The sequence below is a fragment of the methane-oxidizing endosymbiont of Gigantopelta aegis genome, from assembly GCF_016097405.1.
Classification (GTDB): domain Bacteria; phylum Pseudomonadota; class Gammaproteobacteria; order Methylococcales; family Methylomonadaceae; genus Methylomarinum.
The window spans coordinates 1,684,443-1,708,830 of the sequence record NZ_JAEHGD010000001.1; the positions used below are offsets into that span (position 1 = coordinate 1,684,443).

General features: G+C 46.0%; 24 protein-coding genes and 2 tRNA genes. 18 read left to right on the forward strand and 8 right to left on the reverse strand.

What is annotated here, in order from left to right:
• Positions 1–2: 2 nt before the first annotated feature.
• Entirely contained in the window at positions 3–1,352 is a 1,350-nt protein-coding gene (locus JEU20_RS08485) for a TolC family protein (protein WP_198244982.1), read from the reverse strand.
• Between the two features lie 89 nt (positions 1,353–1,441).
• On the opposite strand from JEU20_RS08485, the gene JEU20_RS08490 reads away from it, so the two are divergent.
• From JEU20_RS08490 to JEU20_RS08565, 16 genes are all read left to right on the forward strand, one after another.
• Positions 1,442–1,948 carry a TlpA disulfide reductase family protein gene (locus JEU20_RS08490; RefSeq protein WP_245395158.1) on the forward strand — a complete coding sequence of 169 codons (507 nt, stop codon included), beginning with the start codon at positions 1,442–1,444 and terminating at the stop codon, positions 1,946–1,948.
• Between the two features lie 117 nt (positions 1,949–2,065).
• Positions 2,066–2,449: a hypothetical protein gene (locus tag JEU20_RS08495; RefSeq protein WP_198244986.1), complete on the forward strand. Its 384-nt coding sequence runs from the start codon at positions 2,066–2,068 to the stop codon at positions 2,447–2,449.
• An 11-nt stretch (positions 2,450–2,460) separates the two neighbouring features.
• Positions 2,461–3,144 carry a DUF2760 domain-containing protein gene (locus JEU20_RS08500; RefSeq protein ID WP_198244988.1) on the forward strand — a complete coding sequence of 228 codons (684 nt, stop codon included), beginning with the start codon at positions 2,461–2,463 and terminating at the stop codon, positions 3,142–3,144.
• Entirely contained in the window at positions 3,141–5,078 is a 1,938-nt protein-coding gene (locus JEU20_RS08505) for an Hsp70 family protein (protein WP_198244990.1), read from the forward strand. Before JEU20_RS08500 ends, JEU20_RS08505 begins: the two co-directional genes overlap by 4 nt.
• Positions 5,079–5,292: 214 nt before the next feature.
• Positions 5,293–5,368, forward strand: a tRNA-Phe gene (locus JEU20_RS08510).
• Positions 5,369–5,468: 100 nt separating this feature from the next.
• Entirely contained in the window at positions 5,469–6,476 is a 1,008-nt protein-coding gene (moaA, locus tag JEU20_RS08515; RefSeq protein ID WP_198244992.1) for a GTP 3',8-cyclase MoaA, read from the forward strand.
• Between the two features lie 160 nt (positions 6,477–6,636).
• Positions 6,637–8,274, forward strand: a complete 1,638-nt coding sequence (locus tag JEU20_RS08520) for a CTP synthase (RefSeq protein WP_198244994.1) — start codon at positions 6,637–6,639, stop codon at positions 8,272–8,274.
• The gene (gene kdsA / locus JEU20_RS08525) at positions 8,271–9,104 is read left to right on the forward strand and encodes a 3-deoxy-8-phosphooctulonate synthase (RefSeq protein WP_198244996.1); all 834 of its coding nucleotides are present in this window, start codon (positions 8,271–8,273) and stop codon (positions 9,102–9,104) included. Before JEU20_RS08520 ends, kdsA begins: the two co-directional genes overlap by 4 nt.
• Positions 9,105–9,117: 13 nt before the next feature.
• Complete coding sequence (gene eno, locus JEU20_RS08530) at positions 9,118–10,398, forward strand: phosphopyruvate hydratase (RefSeq protein WP_198244998.1); 1,281 nt, start codon at positions 9,118–9,120, stop codon at positions 10,396–10,398.
• 91 nt (positions 10,399–10,489) lie between these two features.
• Entirely contained in the window at positions 10,490–10,759 is a 270-nt protein-coding gene (gene ftsB / locus JEU20_RS08535) for a cell division protein FtsB (RefSeq protein ID WP_198245958.1), read from the forward strand.
• On the forward strand, positions 10,756–11,445 hold the full coding sequence (gene ispD / locus JEU20_RS08540) for a 2-C-methyl-D-erythritol 4-phosphate cytidylyltransferase (RefSeq protein ID WP_198245000.1): 690 nt from the start codon (positions 10,756–10,758) through the stop codon (positions 11,443–11,445). The genes ftsB and ispD overlap by 4 nt, the downstream gene beginning before the upstream one ends.
• Positions 11,445–11,918: a 2-C-methyl-D-erythritol 2,4-cyclodiphosphate synthase gene (gene ispF / locus JEU20_RS08545; protein ID WP_281066835.1), complete on the forward strand. Its 474-nt coding sequence runs from the start codon at positions 11,445–11,447 to the stop codon at positions 11,916–11,918. Before ispD ends, ispF begins: the two co-directional genes overlap by 1 nt.
• Positions 11,915–12,931, forward strand: a complete 1,017-nt coding sequence (gene truD / locus JEU20_RS08550) for a tRNA pseudouridine(13) synthase TruD (RefSeq protein ID WP_198245004.1) — start codon at positions 11,915–11,917, stop codon at positions 12,929–12,931. The genes ispF and truD overlap by 4 nt, the downstream gene beginning before the upstream one ends.
• A 73-nt stretch (positions 12,932–13,004) precedes the next feature.
• A complete protein-coding gene (locus JEU20_RS08555) occupies positions 13,005–14,246 on the forward strand; it encodes a hypothetical protein (RefSeq protein WP_245395222.1) in 1,242 nt (413 codons plus the stop codon).
• Between the two features lie 146 nt (positions 14,247–14,392).
• Positions 14,393–15,250 (forward strand): RNA polymerase sigma factor RpoH, encoded by an 858-nt coding sequence (rpoH, locus tag JEU20_RS08560; protein WP_198245006.1) that lies wholly within the window; start codon positions 14,393–14,395, stop codon positions 15,248–15,250.
• 46 nt (positions 15,251–15,296) lie between these two features.
• Positions 15,297–15,381 (forward strand) — tRNA-Leu (locus tag JEU20_RS08565).
• A gap of 82 nt (positions 15,382–15,463) precedes the next feature.
• Here the strand turns inward: JEU20_RS08565 and mutM are convergent.
• From mutM to JEU20_RS08600, 7 genes are all read right to left on the reverse strand, one after another.
• On the reverse strand, positions 15,464–16,279 hold the full coding sequence (gene mutM, locus JEU20_RS08570) for a bifunctional DNA-formamidopyrimidine glycosylase/DNA-(apurinic or apyrimidinic site) lyase (protein WP_198245008.1): 816 nt from the start codon (positions 16,277–16,279) through the stop codon (positions 15,464–15,466).
• On the reverse strand, positions 16,279–17,622 hold the full coding sequence (locus JEU20_RS08575) for a GldG family protein (protein ID WP_198245010.1): 1,344 nt from the start codon (positions 17,620–17,622) through the stop codon (positions 16,279–16,281). The genes mutM and JEU20_RS08575 overlap by 1 nt, the downstream gene beginning before the upstream one ends.
• Positions 17,619–18,371: an ABC transporter permease subunit gene (locus JEU20_RS08580; protein ID WP_198245012.1), complete on the reverse strand. Its 753-nt coding sequence runs from the start codon at positions 18,369–18,371 to the stop codon at positions 17,619–17,621. Before JEU20_RS08580 ends, JEU20_RS08575 begins: the two co-directional genes overlap by 4 nt.
• The gene (locus JEU20_RS08585) at positions 18,368–19,294 is read right to left on the reverse strand and encodes an ABC transporter ATP-binding protein (RefSeq protein WP_198245014.1); all 927 of its coding nucleotides are present in this window, start codon (positions 19,292–19,294) and stop codon (positions 18,368–18,370) included. Before JEU20_RS08585 ends, JEU20_RS08580 begins: the two co-directional genes overlap by 4 nt.
• 12 nt (positions 19,295–19,306) lie before the next feature.
• Entirely contained in the window at positions 19,307–19,930 is a 624-nt protein-coding gene (hflD, locus tag JEU20_RS08590; RefSeq protein WP_198245016.1) for a high frequency lysogenization protein HflD, read from the reverse strand.
• A 100-nt stretch (positions 19,931–20,030) separates the two neighbouring features.
• Positions 20,031–20,474: a rhodanese-like domain-containing protein gene (locus tag JEU20_RS08595; RefSeq protein WP_198245018.1), complete on the reverse strand. Its 444-nt coding sequence runs from the start codon at positions 20,472–20,474 to the stop codon at positions 20,031–20,033.
• Positions 20,475–20,477: 3 nt separating this feature from the next.
• Positions 20,478–21,677, reverse strand: a complete 1,200-nt coding sequence (locus tag JEU20_RS08600) for an EAL and HDOD domain-containing protein (RefSeq protein WP_198245020.1) — start codon at positions 21,675–21,677, stop codon at positions 20,478–20,480.
• Between the two features lie 110 nt (positions 21,678–21,787).
• Here JEU20_RS08600 and JEU20_RS08605 point away from each other — a divergent pair, with 110 nt between their 5' ends.
• Together JEU20_RS08605 and JEU20_RS08610 are read left to right on the forward strand one after the other, a co-directional pair.
• Entirely contained in the window at positions 21,788–22,000 is a 213-nt protein-coding gene (locus JEU20_RS08605) for a heavy-metal-associated domain-containing protein (protein WP_198245022.1), read from the forward strand.
• 99 nt (positions 22,001–22,099) lie between these two features.
• On the forward strand, positions 22,100–24,361 hold the full coding sequence (locus tag JEU20_RS08610) for a heavy metal translocating P-type ATPase (RefSeq protein ID WP_198245024.1): 2,262 nt from the start codon (positions 22,100–22,102) through the stop codon (positions 24,359–24,361).
• Positions 24,362–24,388: the final 27 nt, after the last annotated feature.

The following is a 24,388-nucleotide window of genomic DNA, read 5'->3' on the forward strand; positions in this document are numbered from 1 at the left end:
ATTTAATCCCTGTTTGATCCGATGGCTTGATTGAGTTGCGCCTGTGCACTGAGTGCGTCAAAGTAGGCGGCAATGTGGCGGGCATGGGCCTGATCGCGAGCCACCTGAGCTTCAATAAAACGAGTGACGGTGACGACGCCTGAATCGCGTTGCGCAGTAACCATGCGTAAGGCTTCTTCTGCCGCAGCAACGGAAGCTTTAGCGACATTGACCCGGTTCAACGCTTCAGTGAGTTTTAAACGCGCTGATTTGACGTCATTTTCAATTTGTAGCCGGGTTTTGGTCAGGTTTTTACGCGCGATAGCGAGTTGGTGTTTAGCCTGGTCAACTTTGGCGCTATCACGAAAGCCGCTGAATAAAGACATTTCGACCATCACTCCGGCGGTCACATTATCCCGGTTGGTGCTGAAATCGATGTCTTTGCTGTCTGAGCCATAATTGACATAAGCGCTGGCGCTGGGCAAATGAACGCCTTGAGCGGCGCGTAATTTCTGCCTGGCCATTTGCAAACGTTTATCGGCTGCCCGATAATCTGGACGTTGCTGCATGGCTTTGGCTAGAAGCTGGGTAAAATCTTCCGGGGTTTCCGGTAATTTGGGCTTATGACTTGAATCTAACGTCAGTGCTTGTTCTGCCGTCAAACCCATTAAAATTTTAAGGCTGGTCTTTATCAGTTCCACCGTATTGGCGGCGTGAATTTCCTGATCATGTGCGGCGGCGGCCTGAACTTCTAAGGACAGGACGTCGGATTTTAATTCAGTGCCGGCGGCATAGCGCAAGCGGCTTTGTTTTAATTCGCTTTCAACCGCCTCAATGGCATGCAAAGCGACTTTATGATTTTCCAGTGCAGCAAGATAATGATAAAAACTGCGGGTGACCATTTCGATTAATTGGTTGCGCACCGTGGTTTTATCGAATTGGGCAGCATCGACCGCCGATTGTGCCGCCTTGCTGCCATAATAATCTTGACCGCCACGGAACAAGGAATATTGTAGACTGATTTCAGGGCGGTAATTATCGACCCCGCCCGGATGGTTGAAATCGGTGCCGCCGGTCAGGTTAAGACGGCGTTGAGCAATAATCATGGCAAAGGCGCGGGCTGGATTGTCGGAATGTTCATAACCCAAACGTGCTTTGACTTCCGGGTAAAAGGCAGACAGCGCTTGGTCTAATTGTGCTTCAGCCTGTTGGATTCTGTTTTGCATGATTTGCAAATCAGGATTATGCAGCAAAGCGTAATCAATGGCTTGTTGCAGGGTAAACGATTCAGGTGTCAGGGTGTTGGCCATCGGAAACGTGCTTATCCCCAAACAAAGGCCAGCTAAAGCCAGGATTTTTTTTGCATAACGCATAATGAATTCCAGAAAAAACAGTATTTTAATAGGTAGTAATATTCTATACTAAAAAAATGTACGGACTCAATGGTTTTAAATCTTACTTTTTGAAAACAACCCTCGGCGTAATTATAGGGCTGATTGGCTTATTTACCCAGCCTGCTGGTGCTGAATCGAAGTCGATTGATAATGCCTGGAAGCTTAAGCCCCTTGTGTTGAATGATTTACAAGGCAAGCCGCATAATCTTTATGACTGGCATGGCAAGGTCATTTTATTGAATTTCTGGGCAACGTGGTGCGGGCCATGCCAGGTGGAGATTCCAGATTTGATACGCTGGCAACGCGATTACGCAGGCAAAGGCCTTCAGGTTGTCAGCGTAGGGCTGGATGAGGTTCGGAAACTGAAAAACTTTGTTCGTACCGTCGGCATCAATTATCCGGTTCTACAGGCTGACCCGGAACAGCAATATAGCCTGCTACGGCAATGGGGCGACCCATTTGGCGTATTACCCTTTAGCGTTGTAATTGGGCAAGATGGACATTTAATTTTTATGCAGCAAGGTGTTTTCAGGCAGGAGGCGTTTGATCGCTTTGTGAAGCCATTGCTTAATTAGTTCAATACCGCTTTCATAATAGGCTGCAACTGTCTGAAAATAAGAAACTTTGGACGCTTGTCGGCAAATTCGCGTAAAATTAAGTGCTTGAATATCCATAAATTATGAGGGGATGTTATGAAAAAGTTTTTAATGTGTGTTGTGTTGAGTGTGGGATTCAGCGCACTTAGCTATGCCAATGAGAGTGAGTGGGATGGGTCTGTGCTAGATGATGCTACGATCAAAAAAATTCAAGGTGCGCAGTTTAACTATAAAAGCTGTGTCGCCAAAGAAATGCAAAAGAAAGGCTATGCCAGTATCGAGAGTAGAACGGCGACAGGTGCCATTATCAAACAATGTGAGCCGGTGCTGGCCGATATGCGGAAAGTTTATCTGGAGGCAAAAGTACCTGCCGTCATCGCCGACCGGCATTTGAAAACGATGCGGATTAAATTAACGCGGCGATTGTTGAAGCAGTTAATGTATCAGGAAGCGGCAAAAGCGGCGGGAAATATTAAGTAAGGAATGAAGAAATGAATAATGTTTATAGCATTGATTTGTCACTACGACCGACAACCTTTGATTTGTGGCATGTTTGTTTGGCGGCAACGGTGGTTTTGTTGGCCTTTATTCTGATTGCGGTATTGTTGTCGGTGCTAATAGGTCACAGGCGCTGCGTCAAGAAAGCAGAGCAAATGCGTCAGCAAATGGCGGCGAACGAACCTGAAACTAAAGTGGTTGAAAAAATTGTTGAAGTTGAAAAGGTGGTTGAAGTTCCAGTTGAAAAGATAGTCGAAGTGCCGGGGCCTGCACCAGAGCCTGTTGTACTGAAAGAAGCGACACCTGAGGCAGCGTTACAATTGCTGGGGATGTTGCAAAAAGAAGCGCGTTTTATCGATTTTATCAATGAAGATGTCAGTCAATATGGGGATGCCGATGTGGGTGTTGCCGCTCGGGTGGTTCATGAAGGCTGTAAAAAAGTGATTGATGAACATTTTAGTTTGACCACAATCCGTCAGGAAACAGAAGGCAGTAAAGTGACGTTGGACGAAGGGTTTAATTCGGCCGAGATTCGTTTGACAGGGAATATTGTCGGCAAACCGCCTTTTACCGGCACATTGATTCATAAAGGCTGGCGTGTTACTGAATATCATTTGCCGAAATTAACAGAAAAGCATGACCCGAAAATTATTGCCCCGGCTGAGGTTGAGTTATGAGTGAGTTGTTTGGACATGTCACTAATCAGGATGAGGCTGATAATCAGTCGCTTGAGTCGCAGAATTATGACGCTGAAGCACACAGAGATTCCGAAGGTCCGCGTTATTCCGTTGGTATAGACCTGGGAACGACGCACAGCGTCTTGTCCTATGTTGACTTGCATCAATCCGACGATGAAGTTGTGCAGGATGTTATGGCGGTTCCGCAATTGATTGCGCCAGGTGAAGTTGAGGAAAGAGAGCAGCTGCCTTCATTTATCTATTTGCCCCATGAGGCGGAGATTTCCGAGGGTGAAACGGCATTGCCGTGGACTGAAAAACCCGACTTTTTGGTGGGCGAAATTGCCCGTAATCTGGGTGGAAAAACACCGATTCGTCTGGTGGCCAGTGCAAAAAGCTGGCTGTGTCATGCGGGCGTAGATTGTAAGCAAGCAATTTTGCCAGCCGATGCGCCGGATGAAGTGGAAAAAGTATCACCATTTCAAGCAACCCAGGCCTATTTGCAGCATCTGGTGGATGCCTGGACCTATGAACATCCCGATGCCGATTTAGCTACGCAGGATGTCACCATTACGGTTCCGGCTTCATTTGATCCGGCTGCACGTGAACTAACGGCTGAAGCCGCGCGCTCAGTAGGATTGAATCAGGCTATTTTGTTGGAGGAGCCGCAATCGGCGCTGTATAGCTGGATTGAGAACAGCGAAGGCGACTGGCGGAATCATGTCAATGTCGGCGATATTATTCTGGTTGTCGATATCGGTGGTGGAACGACCGATTTATCCTTGATCGCTGTTACCGATCACGAGGGTAATCTGGAGCTTAACCGTGTTGCTGTCGGCGACCATATTTTGTTAGGTGGGGATAATATGGATTTGGCTTTGGCCTATGCGGTTAAAGCCAAGCTCGAGAAAGACTGTGGTAAGCGATTGGAAGCCTGGCAGGTTCAATCTTTGACCCATGCGTGCCGTGATGCGAAGGAAAAACTATTTAATGATCCCGAGCTAGATAGTATTCCATTGGTGGTGGCTAATCGGGGTTCATCGTTAATCGGTGGCAGCCTCAGAACTGAATTGACACGGGATGAGTTAAATCAGATTCTAGTTGAAGGTTTTCTACCTGAAGTCCCTATCTCGGAAAAGCCAATTTCACGGCCACGGTCAGGGCTACGATCTCAAGGTTTGCCGTATGCGCAAGATGCGGGTATTACCCGTCATTTGGCGGCGTTTTTAACCAAGCAAGTCGCCGCAACCGATGAACTGGATGATATAAAATTACCGGAAAATGCGTCATTTTTACATCCTAGCGCGGTGCTGTTTAATGGTGGTGTGTTAAAGGCACAGGTTTTGGCCGAGCGGCTGATGGCGATTATCAATAGCTGGTTGCAAGCCGAACAGGCACCGGATGCGCGATTGTTACAAGGCGCCGACCTGGACCTGGCGGTCGCCCGAGGCGCGGCTTATTATGGCTTTGTTCGCAAAGGCAAAGGCGTTCGTATTAAAGGCGGCACTGCGGCATCCTATTATGTCGGCGTCGAGAGCGCTATGCCGGCCGTTCCCGGCATGCCGCCGGAAATAGAAGCGTTGTGTATTGCGCCATTCGGGATGGAAGAGGGGACCGAAGAAGCCTTACCTGATGATGTGTTTGGTCTGGTAGTTGGCGAGCCAGTTAGGTTCCGCTTTTTTGCCTCGAAAAGCCGACGGGAAGATAAGGTCGGAACACGGCTGGATTTCTGGACTGAAGATGAGCTCGAAGAGCTGGATGAAATCGAAATCACTTTGCCGGATGAGGGGCGGAAAGCGGGTGAAGTTGTGCCTGTTCATCTATCTGCCGCCGTGACTGAAGTTGGAACCTTGGAGTTGCATGCTGTTTCTCAGCAGGATGGGCGACGTTGGAAAATTGAGTTTGATGTTCGCGCAGGCGAAGAATCCAGCTAACCTGGTTGAGCTATACAATAACAACTGAGTAGTTAGTGTAAATAAGAAATGTGATGGTTTTTTATATTTACTTATCAATTACTTATCGTTTGTTGTTGATGAATCTGGGTTAAATGATAATCCCCGGCCTATCTCCGTCGGGGATTTTTTTGAGTGTATTACTGGACTGAAGGAATAAAGGTCATTATAATACACCGCTCTTTTGAACAAGAAAGCCCAGGTAGCTCAGTCGGTAGAGCAGGGGACTGAAAATCCCCGTGTCGGCAGTTCGATTCTGTCCCTGGGCACCATTCTTGTGCTGTCCTAATCTTCCTCCCATTTTTAAAAGCCTATCGGCCACGCTTTTCAGCGTGTATGATAAAGCTCTGTCTTGTTTTTGTTGCTTAGCTTATGCAAAAAACCCATCATATAAACAGTCTGATAGACCGTTTCGGTCGACACGTTAATTATTTACGTGTTTCTGTGACCGATCGCTGTGATTTTCGTTGCCAGTATTGTATGGCCGAAGATATGACGTTTTTGCCGCGCGCGCAGGTTTTAACGCTGGAGGAAATTCATTTTATTTGTCAGGCTTTCGTCGAGCTAGGTGTGCAAAAGATTCGGGTCACGGGGGGGGAGCCGTTGGTGCGGAAAGGTGTGCTGGGTTTGTTGGGTGAGCTAGGCTGCTTGAGCAAACTGAATGAATTGGTGCTAACGACCAATGGCTCGAAGCTTGGGCAGATGGCCGCAAATATAAAAAGTGCAGGAGTCAAGCGTGTCAATATCAGCCTGGATACACTGGATAAGGAAAAATTTAAAATTCTGACGCGGACGGGTAATTTGGAGACTGTATTGCAGAGCATAGATGCAGCGGTACGAGCCGGTTTTGAACGGGTCAAAATCAATGCTGTTGTGCTGAAAAATCGTAACCATACCGAAGTGACTGATTTGGTTCAATTTGCCGTGGATAAAGGTATTGATATTAGTTTTATTGAGGAAATGCCGCTAGGCGTTATCAGTAGCCACGATCGCGCCGATGTTTTTTATCCCAGTCATTTAATCCGCCAGGATTTGGCCGCCCAATTTACATTGACTCAGGTTCAAGACAAAACGGGTGGTCCGTCGGTTTATTATCAGGTAGAGGGGGCAAACACACGGGTGGGGTTTATTTCGCCACATAGTGCCAATTTTTGCAGCCAGTGTAATCGTGTTCGATTGACGGCAGAGGGTCGTTTGTTGTTATGTCTGGGAAATGAGCATTCAGTGGATTTGAAGCAAGTGGTGCGCGCATTTCCGGGCGATATGAATAAGCTTAAGCAGGTGATTATTGATGCCATGCAGATCAAACCGGAAAAACACGAATTCAATTTGCAGGAACAACCCATTATTTTACGGCATATGAATTCTACCGGCGGTTAAGCTAGGCGCTTGCACTCAATATCTGAGTCAAAATAATAAATACTCTTTCTGTCTGCTTTTTGCCATGGTTGTCGTCAAATTTTAACGTTAAAGGCCGTTAAAAATGTTAAAATAGGCCGTTTAATCTCGCATTCATGATTTATTGGGATAAGCACTTTTCATGACAAAATATATTTTTATTACGGGGGGCGTTGTCTCGTCACTCGGTAAAGGGATTGCCGCTTCATCATTAGCTGCAATTCTGGAAGAGCGTGGTCTTAAGGTGACAATGACTAAATTGGACCCTTATATCAATGTCGATCCGGGGACGATGAGCCCGTTTCAGCATGGTGAAGTGTTTGTGACGGAGGATGGCGCGGAAACTGATCTGGATTTGGGACATTACGAGCGGTTTTTGAAGACCACCATGTCCAAAAAGAATAATTTCACGACAGGGCAAGTTTATGAAGAAGTTTTGCGCAAGGAACGCAAGGGCGAGTATTTAGGCGCGACGGTTCAAGTCATTCCGCATATTACCGATGAAATAAAACGCAGGGTTTATGCCAGTGCTGAAGATATGGATGTGGCGATTATTGAGGTCGGTGGCACGGTAGGTGATATTGAATCATTACCATTTCTGGAAACGATACGCCAGATTGGCGTCGAACTCGGTCATGAGCGGGCTATTTTTATTCATTTAACATTAGTTCCCTATATTCGCTCAGCCGGTGAAATCAAAACCAAGCCGACTCAGCATTCAGTTAAAGAGCTGCGCACCATCGGTATTCAGCCAGATATTCTGATTTGTCGATCTGAGCAACCTATTCCCGCCAGCGAGCGCTCTAAAATTGCCTTGTTTACCAATGTAAACGAGCGTGCCGTTATTTCGGCGATTGATGCCGATACGATTTATCGCATTCCACTGTTGTTGAACGAGCAAGGGCTTGATGACATCGTAGTGGAAAAATTACGCCTGGATGTCCCTAAAGCTGATTTATCCGAATGGCAGCGCGTGGTCGATGCGCTGACGCACCCAGTCGATGTGGTCAATATTGCGATTGTGGGCAAATATGTCGATCATGTTGATGCCTATAAGTCGTTGAACGAGGCATTGATTCATGCCGGCATTCATACGCGCCATAAAGTTAATATTCAGTATATCGATTCAGAAGCCATTGAGGAACAAGGTGTTGGCGCCTTAAAGGATCTCGATGCGATTCTGGTGCCGGGCGGATTTGGTGAGCGCGGCGTGGAAGGTAAAATTGCCAGCGTGCGCTATGCTCGGGAAAACAATATCCCTTATTTAGGGATTTGTTTGGGTATGCAGTCGGCCGTGATTGAGTTTGCCCGCAATGTGGCGGGACTCGAGGGGGCCCATAGCACCGAATTTGTCCCGGATGCCTTGCACCCTGTCATTGGCCTGATTACCGAATGGCAGGATCAGCAAGGGCGTGTCGAAGTGCGTACGGAAGACTCCAACCTGGGTGGAACCATGCGCTTGGGCGCACAAAAATGTCGCTTACAGCCGGACTCCCTGGTTCATCAGGTGTATCAAAAAGATGTCATCAATGAACGCCATCGACACCGTTATGAGTTCAATAACAATTACCTGGAACAACTGGAGCAAGCTGGTTTGCGGTTTTCCGGTAAATCGATTGATGGGCGGTTAGTTGAAGTCATTGAAATACCTGAACACCCGTGGTTTTTGGCGTGTCAGTTTCATCCAGAATTTACCTCGACACCGCGTAAAGGCCATCCGTTATTTTCCGGTTTCGTGCAGGCGGCGGCAAAATATCAACAACAAGCGAGTCAACAATGAAATTATGTGGATTTGAAGCAGGCCTTGATCAGCCCTTTTTTCTGATTGCGGGCACCTGTGTGATTGAAAGTGAACAAATGACACTGGATGTTGCAGGTAAGCTGCAAGAAATCACCCGGGAATTAGGTATTAACTTTATTTACAAATCTTCTTTCGATAAGGCAAACCGCTCTTCGCACAAGAGTTTTCGGGGGCCAGGGCTTGAAAAAGGCTTGCAGATTCTGGAGAAAGTTAAACAGCAATTACACGTACCGGTGTTGACCGATGTGCATGAAGATACGCCACTAGAAGAAGTCGCCTCGGTTGTGGATGTTTTGCAGACGCCGGCGTTTTTATGTCGGCAGACCAATTTTATTCAGGCTGTCGCTAAACAGGGAAAGCCTGTCAATATCAAAAAAGGCCAGTTTATGGCGCCGTGGGATATGAAGCTGGTATCGGATAAGGCTAAAGCGGTGGGGAATGATCAGATTATGGTCTGTGAACGGGGCGTCAGCTTTGGCTATAATAATCTGGTTTCTGATATGCGTTCTTTAGCGGTAATGCGTGATACGGGCTGTCCTGTCGTTTTTGATGCCACACACTCTGTGCAATTGCCGGGAGGGCAGGGAACTTGTTCAGGCGGTCAACGCGAGCACGTGCCGGTTTTAGCTCGGGCGGCAATGGCGGCGGGTATTTCGGGTATTTTTATGGAAACCCATCCTGAGCCTGAAAAGGCTCTGAGTGATGGTCCAAATTCCTGGCCGCTGGGCAAAATGAAAGAATTACTCGATGTTTTATTAACCATAGATCGGGCTGTCAAAGCCGGCAGTTTGATTGAAACAACTTTATAAGGGCAAAAACAGCATGGCTGAAATAGTAGATGTAAGAGCAAGAGAAGTTTTGGATTCACGTGGTAACCCAACTGTTGAGGCTGAAGTCAGATTGGCTTCAGGTGTTATCGGGTCGGCAATGGTGCCATCAGGCGCGTCAACCGGTGAGCGTGAAGCGATTGAGTTGCGTGATGGTGATAAATCTCGCTATTTGGGTAAAGGCGTTTTGAAAGCGGTTGAAAATGTCAATACTGAAATCCGCGCAGCCGTTATGGGAATGAATGCGGGTGAGCAAAAAGCGTTAGATCAGAAAATGATCGAACTTGATGGCACCGATAACAAAGGTCGATTGGGTGCAAATGCTATTCTAGGTGTGTCTATGGCAGCGGCGCATGCGGCGGCACAGGAAGGTAATTTACCTTTATATCGTTACCTGAATGCTACAAACGAATTTATTTTGCCAGTACCTATGATGAATATCATCAATGGTGGCTCTCATGCAGATAATAGTGTTGATTTGCAGGAATTTATGATTCTACCTGTTGGAGCGCCAAATTTCCGTGAAGCGATTCGCTATGGGGCGGAAGTTTTCCATAATTTGGCTAAAGTTTTGAAAGGCAAAGGTCTGGCAACAACGGTGGGTGATGAGGGCGGTTTTGCGCCAAACTTGTCGTCTAACGAAGAGGCTATTGAAGTCATTTTGGAAGCCATTGAAAAAGCTGGCTACAAAGCGGGGCAAGATATATATCTAGGAATGGATGCGGCGAGCTCTGAATATTTTAAAGATGGCAAATATGAGTTGGCATCAGAAGGCAGAAGCTTTAATTCAGCAGAAATGACTGAATTCTTTGTCGAGTGGGTAAACAAATATCCAATTATTTCAATTGAAGATGGTATGGATGAAAATGACTGGGATGGCTGGAAAAACCACACTGAAAAATTGGGCGATAAAATTCAATTAGTTGGAGATGATTTGTTTGTAACCAATCCGGCTATCTTGAAAGAGGGCATCGACAAAGGTATTGCCAATTCAATCCTGATCAAAGTGAATCAGATCGGTACATTAACCGAAACATTGGAAGCCATCAGCATGGCAAAAGCGGCCGGTTATTCGGCTGTGATTTCCCATCGTTCAGGTGAAACGGAAGATACTACTATCGCTGATTTAGTAGTTGCAACAGGTACAGGCCAGATCAAAACCGGTTCGTTGAGCCGCTCTGACCGTGTCGCTAAATATAATCGTCTGATGAAAATTGAAGATGAATTAGGTGATAAGGCTGTTTATGCTGGTCGTAGCGCATTTAAAATGCTCTAAAACATCACATAAATGGGGGCTGTCGCATCCATTTTTCTGATCAGGTGGATACTGCTAGGGTATCCACCTTTTTTGATAGAGCTTTATGATCATCAAAGTACTTATCGCTGTTTTAATCCTTTTAATATTGCAATTGCAGTATCGTCTTTGGTTTGGGGATGCCAGTATCGGTCAGATATTGGATTATCAAGCCCGTCTTGCACAATTACAACAACAATCTCAGTCTGAAAAAGAGCGTAATCGGGCATTGTATGCTGAAGTGCAAGACCTGCGTAAAGGTAAACAAGCGATTGAAGAACGCGCCCGTTATGAATTGGGCATGATCAAGAAAAACGAAACTTTTTTTCAGGTACTTGAATGACGCGCAAAACAAAAATCTGGGCTGTCGTGCCTGCGGCCGGTGTCGGTAAACGTATGCAGGCCGATAAACCTAAACAATATTTAACACTAGCGGGAAAAACCGTCATCGAACATACCTTGAATCGCTTGCTGGATGCGGCTGTGTTTTCGGCCGTCGCTGTAGCTATTTCTGAACAAGATCCATACTGGCCGGAATTGGCGGTTGCCAGACACCCGGATGTGATGACCGCTGCGGGCGGTAAAGAACGGGCCGATTCGGTATTGTCAGCATTAAAAGCCCTGACAAAAGCTCATGAACAGGATTGGGTGATGGTGCATGATGCGGCAAGACCCTGTTTGACGACAATGGATATTTTGGCATTATTGCAGCAATTAGAGCAGGATGAAGTCGGTGGAATTTTGGCTGTACCGTCACATGATACGCTAAAAAGTGTAGAAGATGGTGTGATTATGGGCAGTGTCGATCGCGATAAAATCTGGCGCGCCTTAACTCCGCAAATGTTCCGCTTTGGACTGTTGCGTGATGCCCTGCAACAGGCTGAAGGCAATGCGGCGATCACCGATGAAGCAAGCGCCTTGGAACTTAAAGGTTTCAAGCCGAAGATTGTCGAAGGGCGTGTCGATAATATTAAAATCACTCGTCCGGAAGATTTAGCGCTGGCGCAATTTTATATGGAGCAACAATGATTAGAATCGGACAAGGCTATGATGTGCATCGTTTTAAAGATGGTGGTGAGGTTATTTTAGGCGGTGTCAAAATTGACTATGAAAAAGGCTTAGAAGCGCACTCCGATGGCGATGTCGTCTTGCATGCCTTATCGGATGCCTTGTTAGGGGCTGCAGCCTTAGGTGATATTGGTAAGCATTTCCCCGACACCGATCCTGATTTTAAAGGTGCAGATAGTCGGGTTTTGTTACGTCACGTTTATGCCATTGTAAAAGATAAAGGCTATCGGCTGGTTAATGCCGATATTACCATCATCGCGCAAGCACCCAAGATGGCACCGCATATTGCGACCATGTGTCAAAATATTGCGGTAGACCTTGAGGTTGATGTCGATCGTATCAATGTGAAAGCCACAACCACCGAAAAGCTTGGTTTTGAAGGCCGCAAAGAAGGCATTGCCGTGCAAGCTGCTGTGTTGATCGAATCTGTGTGATTGATGCACAAATAGATTGGCCTAGAGCCTGGGGTGGCGTATCTGGTTCGGGACTCATCAAATCGACAGTAGATGATTTCCAGGTTATCGAAGAATTATCTTTCGAGCCTGCCGGAGAAGGCGAGCATGTTTTTTTATACCTTGAAAAACAGGGTGAAAATACCGATTATGTGGCTCGGCTTTTGGCGCGGTTTGCCGGTGTTAGGCAGCGTGATATTGGCTATGCCGGACTCAAAGACCGGCATGCGCGCACCCGACAATGGTTCAGCATCTGGTTGCCCGGTAAGCCAGAACTTGAGTGGCGGGACATTGAAACCCAGCAGATTAAAGTACTGCAGGTCAGCCGCCATTTACGCAAACTAAAGCGCGGCGCTATTCGCTGTAACCATTTTCAAATTAATCTTCGTGATTGGCAAGGTGAAAACAGCCGTCTGCAACAGCAGTTGCAACAGATTAAAACGGCCGGTTTCCCCAATTATTTTGCACAGCAGCGATTTGGCCGTGATGGGCAAAATCTCAACAAAGCACTGGCCATGTTTAACGGCCAGCGCGTCAAACGACAGCACCGGAGTCTGTATTTATCCGCTGCCCGCTCATGGTTGTTCAACCAGATTTTAGCCGAACGTGTGCGTCAAGGGAATTGGAATCAGCTGATTGGGGGAGACATTTGTCAGCTTGATAACAGCCATAGTTTGTTTGAATACGATGAGTCGGATAAAACATTGCCGGAACGATGTCAGGCCGGTGATATTCATCCAACGGCTGTGCTGTTTGGGCAGACGACAAGCGATTTACCCGAAATCAGTCAACGCATATTGCAGCAGTATCCAGAAATCACAGCTGGATTGTCCACATTTGGCTTGACGGCCGATTATCGCGCATTGCGTGTCATTCCTCAAAACCTGCATTGGCAACAAATCGGGACATCGCAATGGCGGTTTGTGTTCAGTTTACCGGCCGGTGCTTATGCAACGGCATTGATGCGTGAGCTGATAACAACCGAGCCTCCGTAAAAACACGTTTTGCCTGTCGGGGCGTATTTTGAGAATATAGCCTAAAAACAATATTGACAGAGGAGGACGCGTGATGAAAACACAGGTCTTGTTTCTGGTTTTTGTGGCGATCTTGATAACGGTGTTTATCCGTTTAAATCCGGCACAACGTTCCACCACTTCTGATTATGATATTTATCAGTATGTAGAAGAGTGTAAGGCCGAACTGGGAATTCAGCGCGATTTGCCCGTTGTCTCCTGTTTGGATGGCAAAAAGATTCCTATTTATGTCGATAAACAGGAAATAAACAGTCACAATTGGTCTACATTATCGCAAGGCAAACAATGCGATAATCCACATTGGTTGGGTGGCGATATTGGTTGTTGGACATATTCCCATCTGCAAGTGATTCCACTGGATGAAGACAATGTAATGGTGGTGAATTGTCGGCAAAAAGGTAATCAGAATGACAAAACCTGGTATCGCGATACACAAAGTAATTTAGGAAAAGACCAGAACCAGCGCAAACAGGCGATTTTGCAAGCGAAAACAGCCGCAGAAAAACAACAGCTTTATTATCTATACAATACCTTCAATGATTTAGGTATTATTTTCCGCAATATCCGCACTGGAAAGGCCTGCTATTTAACCCAATATGGCAAACAATTTACAGGCTTTATTCCGCCACTTGATAAACCGCTCCCCGCTAAATCAGACTATTTGAAAAATTATAACCCCGATCATGCCCGCCCCCCCGAAGGTTTTCCGGAAGAACTCTGGTATCGGGATGCGAACCAGGCTTTTCGTTCGCCACAGCTTACCGCTCAGGCAGGATGTATCAACTGTCATAATGCACATGGTTTCAAATACAGTCCTTACATCAATTCCAGTCATGGTTTGCCAAGTATCTACAGCATGAAAGACTTGCCTATGCTGTTAGTGGGTAAGCCCTTTATCGATCATTTTCGAAAGGAAGGATTTTTGCAGTTAGATACTACGCCGGTCAACGGTGAAAAGCAGATCTGTACACGTTGCCATAAAATAACAACAGCTGGAACCTGCGGTTATTTGTTTGATTTTGCGACCGGACATCCAAATATGAAACTGCATAAGTGGTTGACACGCAATAAAAAAGAAAACTGGATGCCGCCTGTTGACATGGGGGTACAGTCGGTTTATAAACATACTAAAAGGATGAGTTGCTGTTGTAAAAACCCGTATGCAAAAGGCTGCTTGACGCGGCAATTTGGCCCAACCGAATCAGATCTCGCTGAAGGATTTTTAGAGGGCCGAGGCTGGGTCGAATCAGAAGGTCCGGGAGATTGTGACAACTGATACACAAAGGATGTATTTGAAGACTCTATGTTGTATAGATTAACCGAAGGAAAAACTTTTTAAAAAAGAGTGAACTTTTTACATTATTAGCACTCTACCTATGCGAGTGCTAATAATACGAATAAAAAATATCAACGGAGGGCAACATGAGTAATGAATTAACACTACCTGCCAATTTATCAGTTGGCACATTTGATACTTATGTCAACGCCATTGCTCAGCTGCCTAGGTTGTCAGCTGAGGAAGAACATAAATTAGCTGTGCGTTTTCATGAGGAAGGCGATATAGACGCCGCTCGTCAATTGGTTTTATCTAATTTGCGCTTTGTCGTACATATTGCCAAAGGCTATAGTGGTTATGGTTTGCCATTACCTGACTTGGTTCAGGAAGGTAATATTGGCTTAATGAAAGCGGTTAAACGTTTCAACCCAAATATGGGAGTGCGTTTGGTTTCTTTTGCTGTGCATTGGATCAAAGCTGAAATCCATGAATTTGTGATTAAAAACTGGCGTATCGTAAAGATTGCGACTACCAAAGCGCAGCGTAAATTATTTTTTAATTTGCGTAAATCTAAAAAAAAACTGGAGTGGCTGACTAAAAATGAAGCCGAGCATATTGCAGATGAACTCTCTGTCGATGTAAAAACAGTGTATGAGATGGAAACCCGGCTAGATGGACATGATATGGCATTTGATCAGCCTGGCGATGATGTATCAGATGAAACAAACTTTGCACCGGTTAATTATCTGGAGCAACGCAATGCGGATCCGGCTGTGATTTTAGAAAAAGATGATTGGCAAGGGCATGAGGAAGACTTGTTGTCAAAAGCGATGGCAAATCTGGATGAGCGTAGCCAGGATATCCTGACCAGTCGCTGGTTATCCAGTGAAAAAGCAACCTTGCATGAGTTGGCCGAACGCTACAATGTCTCAGCTGAACGCATTCGGCAGCTAGAAAAGAATGCGATGAATAAAATAAAAAAAGCGGTTGTTCTGGAGGCTTAAAAAACACTTGAAAAAACACCGAATACCCGTATAATACCTCAACTCTGCCGAGGTGGCGAAACTGGTAGACGCGCTGGATTCAAAATCCAGTTTCTTCGGAAGTGCCGGTTCGATTCCGGCCCTCGGTACCAAATAAAAGAAAGGCTCTACATTTATTTGTAGGGCCTTTTTATTTTCTGTATCAGTTCAAAAAAATAATTTGATAAGCATTTCTTATTTTTGGCAGTGTTTGCAAAAAAAACTGCTGCGCTGAGCAATTTTAATCTGTTGAATCGTTTGGCCGCATTGCAGGCAGGGCTGTTCTGTTCGGCCATAAACAGCCAGGGATTGCTGGAAATAGCCGGGCTTTCCCTGGGCGTTGACAAAATCCTTTAGCGTTGTGCCGCCTTGGTCGATCGCGTGTTGCAATACGGTTTTAATGGCTTCGGCTAATTTTTGGTAACGTTTGAGGGATATTTTACCGGCTTGGCGGTTTGGATGGATACCGGCCATAAAAAGAGCTTCACTGGCGTAAATATTACCGACGCCAACGACAATATGACTATCCATAATAAAATTTTTGACGGCGATTTTACAGTTTTTGGCTTTTTGATAAAGCAGGCTGCCGTTAAATTGGGGAGATAAAGGCTCCGGCCCTAAATCTTTGAATAATGGATGCTTATCGATAGATTGATCCGTCCATAAAACGGCGCCAAATTTGCGTGGGTCATTCAGCCTGAGGGCGTTACCATCGGTCAAGACAAAATCAATATGGTCATGTTTTGCGGCTACTGTGTTGGCGGGAATAATTCTTAAATTTCCAGACATGCCAAGATGCAGAATAACGCAGCCGTTGCTAACCTCCATTAATAAATATTTTGCCCGCCTGAAAACCGCTCGGATATGGTGCCCTTGAAGTTTTTCATGCAAGTTGTCAGGCACCGGCCAGCGTAATTGCATTTGCCGGACAATGACCTGCTGAATGGTTTTATCGACAAGATATGGTTTGATACCGCGGCAGGTGGTTTCGACTTCGGGAAGCTCGGGCATTAATTTTGTTTGCGTTTTCGCCAGATATAAAAACCGGATACCAGAAAGATAAGCGGCAACAGGATCAGGAAAAAGGTGCTGAGCAAGCCTAGCGTCAGATCATTGAAGTGCAAGCTTTTGCCGACGCTGTCCCGCGCTGGAATGTCAATGAATTGATCATTATGGGTCAGCCATTGGATTATGCGCAGGCCAAGTTCCAGATTACCGACGTTGTTCAGGTAAGCATTGGCGAGAAAGTCGGCATCACCGATGACAATAATGCGTTGTTGCTGACCTGTTTTGAGTGTCCGGGTCAGGCTGTAGGCGAAATCCAGTGGCCCCATCTGGTCCGGGCTGTCGGCGTCAAATTGACTATCGGCTGTTGCAGGATCGCTTTCGAGCCAGGCTTGCGTGTCACTTTGCAGTAGTGTGTGCAGATTAAATTCGCTGCTTTCAGTATTTTGTAATACGGCGACGCCCGGGAATATCGTCATGTCTTTAAAGGCTGTGGTCACGGGGTGGGAAGGATATTGGCTGATCAGGATAAAGCCTGGGTTGTCTACGCCATAAAGTGACGATTGCGAGCCGAGCAGTTGGCCACTTAATTTTTTAAGCCCTAGGTGGTGCAATAACGGATGCAGGAAGCTGCGTTCCGGGTCGGTTAGCAACAGAAGATTACCACCGTGTTCTAGATAATTTGTAATTTGTTGCATCTCAGCGGGTAATAGCGCAACACCTGGTTCTGTCAGAACCAGTAATGATGAATTATCTGGAATTGCGCCGGTTTTGGCCAGGTTAAGCGATTGCGGATGAATGCCGCGTTTTTGTAGTTCGGCACCAAACAAGCCTAGATCAAAATTGGCCTGTCCTTCAAGGGAGCGTTCGCCGTGTCCGGTCAAAAAACTTAGCCAAATATCCCGACTGCTCGCTAATTGCAGCAGGGTATTGGTCAGGCTGTTTTCATCCAGGTAAGTTATTTTTTCATGTTTACCCTTGTATTCAACGACGACTGCACCGACTGAGCTGAGATGGTATTTTTTGCTCAATTCAGGGTGCGCTTTCGGGTCGCTGTAGTCAATGGTAATCGACGGTTTAACGCGTTGATACTGCGCCAATAAATCGGCAATTTGTTGGCGCAGGCTAGGATCGGAAATCAGGACGTGAATTTGGATCGGCGCCGATAATTTTTGTAAGACTTTAATGGAAACAGGCGATAGGGTGTTGTTTTGATTTGCGGTTAAATCAGTTTGTGTATGGTAACGAGTGCTAAGCCAGGCGGCTGCAATCAGCAGTGACAGCAAGGCAAAAGTTTTTAAAATGGCGTTCAACCACAGTTTTCGGTGAATATGCGGGGTGATTTTCATTTTTGCAGGCGCTCGTATTCCAGACGAAAAATACTGAGAATCAGAAAGGTGGCGCAAAATAGCACAAAATACAGCACGTCCTGGCTGTCTAGCAGGCCGCTTTGCAGATTCTGGAAGTGACGCAGCATGGAAATGTATTCTAAGACATCGCTACTCTGATTTTTTAAACCGGCTTTCCAATCAATAATCCAGAGCAGTAACAGCAAGCCAAAACTGCCAATAGCGGCGATGGTCGGATGACTGGCGAGACTGGACAGATAGAGACCTAATGCGGCGAATGCCGCGGTTAATAGTAGCAGACCAAGAAGATTGCAAAACCATTTGCCAAAATCCAGTTCGCCGCCAAATAACAAGGCGAGTGACATTAAACCAGTCATGGCGACGATGCAGGTTAGTAAGCCGATAATCGACAGATATTTTCCCAGCACGATGTCGGTGGTCGAAAGCGGGGCAGAAAGCAACAGTGTCAACGTTTTGTTGCGTCGTTCTTCACACAGTGTACGCATGGTCAGCAAGGGGGTGACCAGCAGTAGAATAACGGCGGCGTTGCTGAACAAGGGGGCGACGATAATATCGGTAATGCCGGGGGCATGGCTGATTTGAGCCAGCCGCGATTGAAAGGCGATAAAGGTTTCGATTTGAGTCAGAAACAGATAAGCCAGAATGAACTGAATGACCGCTAACACCGACCAGGCCAACGGTGACAGGAACAGCGATTGAAATTCCCGGCGTGCAATAGTAAATATCATGCGTGTGTTTGCGTGGTCAGGCTGATAAAAATATCTTCCATGGATTTTTTGAGTGGGGCGATAGCTTCAAGTCCCCACCGATTTTCCAGTACACAGGCTGCCAGTATATCCGTTACGGCAGTCTTTGCGTGGAAATGGACAATATAGTCGTGAGGCGATTGGACTTCTACTGCGGTAATGCCATCGAGTGCTTTGATGGTGTCGATATCGATCGGTTGTCGTGTGCGGAGTTTGATGCGCTCCGTGTTCATCAGCCGATTCAGGCCAGCAATGGATTCTTTCAGGATAAGTCGGCCTTGGTCGATGATTTGGACATGGCTACAGGATTGTTGCACTTCCGATAAAATATGGGTGGACAGAATAATGCCGTGTTCTTCACCTAATTGTTTAATCAGTTGGCGAATTTCCTGGATTTGAATTGGGTCTAGGCCGACGGTGGGTTCATCGAGTATGATCACATCGGGTTCATGGAGGATCGATTGGGCAATACCAACTCGTTGCTGAAAGCCTTTTGATAATTGATTGATCAACCGATGGCGCACGGATTCAAGGCCGCAGCGCTGCTCGGCCTTGTGTACGGCTTTCGCGCATCGTTGCCGTGGAACGCGATGCAGGCGGGCGCAATAGTGCAAGAATTCATGGACAGTAAGGTCTTTATAGAGTGGTGGCGTGTCGGGTAAATAGCCTAATGCCGATTTGGCCTGTTTGGGCTGGTCGAGAAGGTCGATGCCGTTGATTAAAATCTGACCGGCACTCGGTGCCAGGCAGCCGCAAAGCATCTGCATCGTGGTTGTTTTGCCCGCACCATTTTTGCCTAGAAACCCGAGTATTTCGCCTTTATTAAGGTTGAAGCTGACATCGTCAACGGCACATTGACGGCCATAAAAGCGGGACAGGTTTTTGGCTTCAATCAGTGCTGTCATACTTTGACAGGCTTAAAGTTGGGATTGCAGAAATTGAAGTTCATCGCGGTATTTTTGACGCAGCAGCAAGAATTTCCAGCGTGCGCCACCACATTGACGCCACAACATAGCCGAGCGAATACCGGCCAATAATAAGGCGCGGATACGATTGACGATGGCTTGATTTGACAGGTATTCCGGTTTTCCATCAACCATGATTTTAGGGGGAATGGTACTGATGGTTCTGTGATATAAATCGGCTAGACTGGCCAGAACATTATCGTGTAGCAGCTCAAAATAATCTGCCTGGGATTGCGCTTTTTGTACGCCTTCGGCTACAGTTTTGAGCATTTGTGGGCGATTGGATAATTGCCGTTCTAGATAGACTAACGAGGCCGCATAGCGTGCCTGCTGAGGGTGCAGAATTTGTTTTTTAGCCAGATGTTTTTCCAAAAACGTCAGACCTATCTTCAATCCTTCAAGATCGCCATAAACCGATAAAACGCTATCAGGATGGGTTTGCATAATACTGCCAATGCTGGCTTGCATGGCCTTTGTATCGGCTTTTCCAGTTGAGGCTAATTGCTCGACCAGCGCGCAGGCCTGCGCAATACCGGCCAGAGCGATGGTTTGATGGGTAAATGATTTTGCCGTCATGTTCGTACAGCATCCATTTTTCTTTGTTGAGTTATATTCACTTGTAAAAGGTCGTTGAAATATAAATTTAGTGTGAACTTTTAATAAAAATGGTGCTGTATTAACATGGCGCGCTGGCCTGGCAGACAGGCTTGACTGGTTTGCCTGCTTTCAGCCAAGATTTGAGTCCTGTCGATAAATGATTGATATGCTCCAAACCCAATTTTTTAGTCAGGAAGTTCCCGACCAAACCACTGCGATGACCTGAACGACAAACCAGAATGACTGGCTGGTCGGGTGATTTCCGGAGCTGGTCAAATTGGGTGAGCCAGGTTTGTGTCAAGGCATTGCCGTCTTTATCAAAAAATTGTAATGGAACGCTGCCGGGGATAACGCCGGTTTGCTTCCACTCTTCTGGAGTTCGAACATCAATAATCAAGACATCGCCTTGTTTTTGCAGGGCTTCGACCTCTTCGACAGAGAGATTTTTAAGATCTGCGGCCCATAAAAGACCGGAAAAGAGTAGAAAAAACAAAAAGGAAAATAATGATAAGGTGTTTTTCATGGGTTAGGTTGCATTGCTAAGAAGTTGGTTGGTCCACTCAATACTTTGCAGATAAAGTTGACTCATATTGGGCGGTAAAGATGATTGTACCTCAGTAAGCGAATTTTCCCATTTTTCATAATCTAAAACAAGCGCCAACACCTGGCCTGCTGTCCCTGAGTGATGCAAGATTGCATCGCTGATATTTTTCTCTAGAGGAAGTTGAGCTATGATTTCATCTAGTGGGGCATCCATGAGGCTATCTAAGCCGGAGAACATACCAATCATAAATAAGGTTTCGGCTTTTTCGGAAAAATGGGGTGCCAATAATTCACATATTTTGGCGCGAACCATTAGGCTTTGGATAACGACGAGTGGTTTTTCAGTCATGGACGATAATGTCAAAATATTGATCCACTGCTTTAATTGGTTTAAGCCTAATAGTGATACGGCATGTGAAATCGATTCTACGCGGCGCGGGACTGCGAAAAAGGAAGAGTTTATATAATGCAGTAGTTTATAGGCCAGGCTAGGGCAATGATTGATAATATGACTGATTTCGTTAAAAGACACATCAGGTTGGTTAACTTTAGCCAATAAATTCATAACACCTGTTTGATTGACTTCTTTTCGTTTGCCCTGAATTGTTTCCGGTTTTTTGAAGAAGAATCCTTGAAAAAGGCTGCAGCCTGCTTGCTGTAGAATTTGAAATTCTTCATGCGTTTCAACTTTTTCGGCCAGTAAGGTCAGTTGATAAGGTTTGAGTTGTTCAATTAAAGCCAGTGTTTTTTTCATCGGCATTTGCATGATGTCAAGCTTTATGATGTCAGCAAATTCCAATAAAGGCAGCCATTCCGGGGTTAGAATAAAATCATCCAGTGCCAGCGTATAGCCTTTGTTTGAAAACTCTTTTAACGTTGAAACCAGTTCGGGGGTTATATTGATGCCTTCTAAAACTTCGATAACGACACGATCTTTAGGTAAGTGTAAGGGGGTTTTGTCGAGTAGGTTTTGTTCGGTAAAATTAACAAAAGCCTTTGCACTACCAACAAGATTATTTAAACCGATTTCAAGCAAAGTATCCGAAATAACCTGGTTCGTTGCTAAATGTGCATCATCAGGGTTGGATATATCAAAATTACGCCCTCGAAACAGAATTTCATAGGCAAAAATATCTAGATTATGGTCAAGGATTTGCTGGCGCCCGATCAGAATTTCTTGCATAGTTCGTTTTGATTATAGTTATCATATTTGTTGCAACAACGATGCTTGCCATCATATTATGATGACGTACACTATTTATTCTAGTAGAAAAAAATAAAGAGGAGAGAAAAATGACTGAAACAGTAGTTTTAAAAGTAACGGGCATGAAATGCGGTGGTTGCGAAAATAATGTGAAACAGAAACTATCGGAATTAGAGGGCATTACTGAAGTAAAGGCAGATCATAAAGCCGATTCGGTTGAAGTTAGCTTTGATGCGTCAAAAATTGATCTGGCGGCTATTAAGCAAGCTATTACCGATGCCGGCTATGTCGTTAACGATTAACATAAAGTTAGTACAAAATATTCAGTAGCTTATGCATAGGGCGGTTGGCAATATTCGAGTTAATTCTCGTCCGATGGCACAACGATAGTGGTAGACGATATGAATAATGAAATACAGACAGATTCAACACCTGAAATTCGACTCTCTATTTTAGGGATGAGTTGCGCTGGTTGTGTGGGGGCTGTGGAAGGCGCATTAAAACAAGTGCCAGGTGTGGAATCTGTCAACGTTAACTTTGCCAATCATACGGCGACAGTGCAGGGTAATGTCGATCCTGAACAATTGAAACAGGCCGTGCAGGAAGCGGGGTATGACGCTGCGGTGATGGAGGGCCTAGAAGACCCCGCTGAAGAAGAGCAGCAGGAAATGGCGCGTTATCAAAAGCTGATAAAAAAAGCGATTGTCGCCGCAGCGTTTGGCTTTCCATTGATGATTGCTGGCCATTTAGGCTGGCTGCCCGAAATAGACAGCGAAGCCGGTCAGGTTTTTTGGCCCTATGTGTCATTGATAACGTTGGGAATTTTATATTATTCCGGGGGACATTTTTTTCAAGGAGCGATCAAGTCGTTTAAATTAGGGCAGGCCAATATGGATACCCTGATTGCTTTGGGAACCGGAGCGGCCTGGTTTTATTCGACCATTTTAATTGATTTTGCCGATAAAATGCCGTCTTTGTCGCCGCACGCTTATTTTGAAGCCTCGGTGATTATTCTAGCCTTTATCAATTTCGGAAGTGCATTGGAAACCCGCGCCCGGGGCAAAACATCCGCTGCAATTCGTGAATTGATTGGCTTGCAGCCTCGTACTGCACGCGTGATACGAGACGGTCAGGAAATGGATGTACCAATCGAAGATGTTGGTTTGGGTGAAACTATCCGCGTCCGGCCCGGGGAAAAAATCCCGGTAGATGGTGAGGTGATTGAAGGCCATTCCACGGTGGATGAATCCATGCTGACGGGGGAGTCCATGCCCGTTGAGAAAACTGTGGGCTCAGAAGTTGTCGCCGGAACGATGAATATCAAAGGTAGCTTTTTATTCAAAGCAACCCGAATCGGCCGAGATACCGCGCTGGCGCAAATTATTGAAAGTGTCCGTCAGGCGCAAAGCACTAAACCGGCACTTGCCCGGCTGGCCGATAAAATCTCGGCCATTTTTGTGCCAGCCGTAGTCGCTATTTCTGTATTCACCTTTTTTGTCTGGCTGATTTTTGGCCCCGAACCTTCATTAGGCTACGCCTTTGTCACGTCGATGACGGTTCTGGTGATCGCTTGTCCATGCGCACTAGGGCTGGCAACCCCAATTTCTGTCATGGTGGCCGTCGGTCGTGCGGCACAAATGGGTATTTTAATTCGCAATGGCGAAGCCTTGCAGGTTGCCGGGAAAATAAGCAGCATCATTTTGGATAAAACCGGCACAGTGACCGAGGGTAAGCCAAGTGTGACTGCAATTGAAGCCTTCACTGGTTTCAAAAAAGATGAGGTATTACGATGCGCAGCCAGTCTTGAGGCCGGCTCAGAACACCCTTTAGCGGCAGCGATTTTGGCGGCAGCCAAAGAAAAATCGTTACCGCTGACTAAGGTGAGCAAGTTTGAAGCTATTGCTGGACATGGTATTTGTGCTGAAAGTGAGGAGCAGCCGATGTGTTTTGGCAATGAGGCTTTGATGGAAAGCCGGGGGATTAAACTGACGACAACACAAAAGAAAAAACTGGATGGATTGTCTGAACAAGGTCAAACGGCTATGCTGCTGGCTGTCGATGGCAAAATTGCCGGTATTATTGCGGTATCTGACCCGATTAAAAAAGATTCTTCCGAAGCGATTAAGCGATTGCAAGGGCAAGGTATTCGCGTGCTGATGGTGACCGGCGATAATGAAGTGACGGCAAAAGCTATTGCCAAACAGGCCGGGATTTCTGAAGTACGGGCGCAGGTATTGCCAGAAGATAAAGCGAAAGTCGTTAAAGAACTGCAGGGTCAAGGCGAAATCGTTGGCATGGTCGGTGATGGTATCAATGATGCGCCAGCTTTGGCTCAGGCAAATGTCGGTTTTGCTATCGGTACAGGTACTGATGTCGCAATAGAAAGTGCCGATATTGTGATTATGCAGGGTTCTTTACTTAAAGTGCTCGATGCCATCGCCTTATCGAAAGCAACGGTTTTAAATATTAAACAAAACCTGTTCGGCGCTTTTATTTATAACAGTATCGGCATTCCAGTCGCAGCGGGCGTGTTGTATCCTGTTTTTGGTATTTTATTGAGTCCGATGATTGCGGGGGCTGCGATGGCCATGTCATCGGTGACCGTCGTGACTAACGCGAATCGCTTGCGTTGGATAAAGTTGTCTGAAGATAATGATGAGTAGCTTTAACTTAAGCACAAAAAAAGCCCG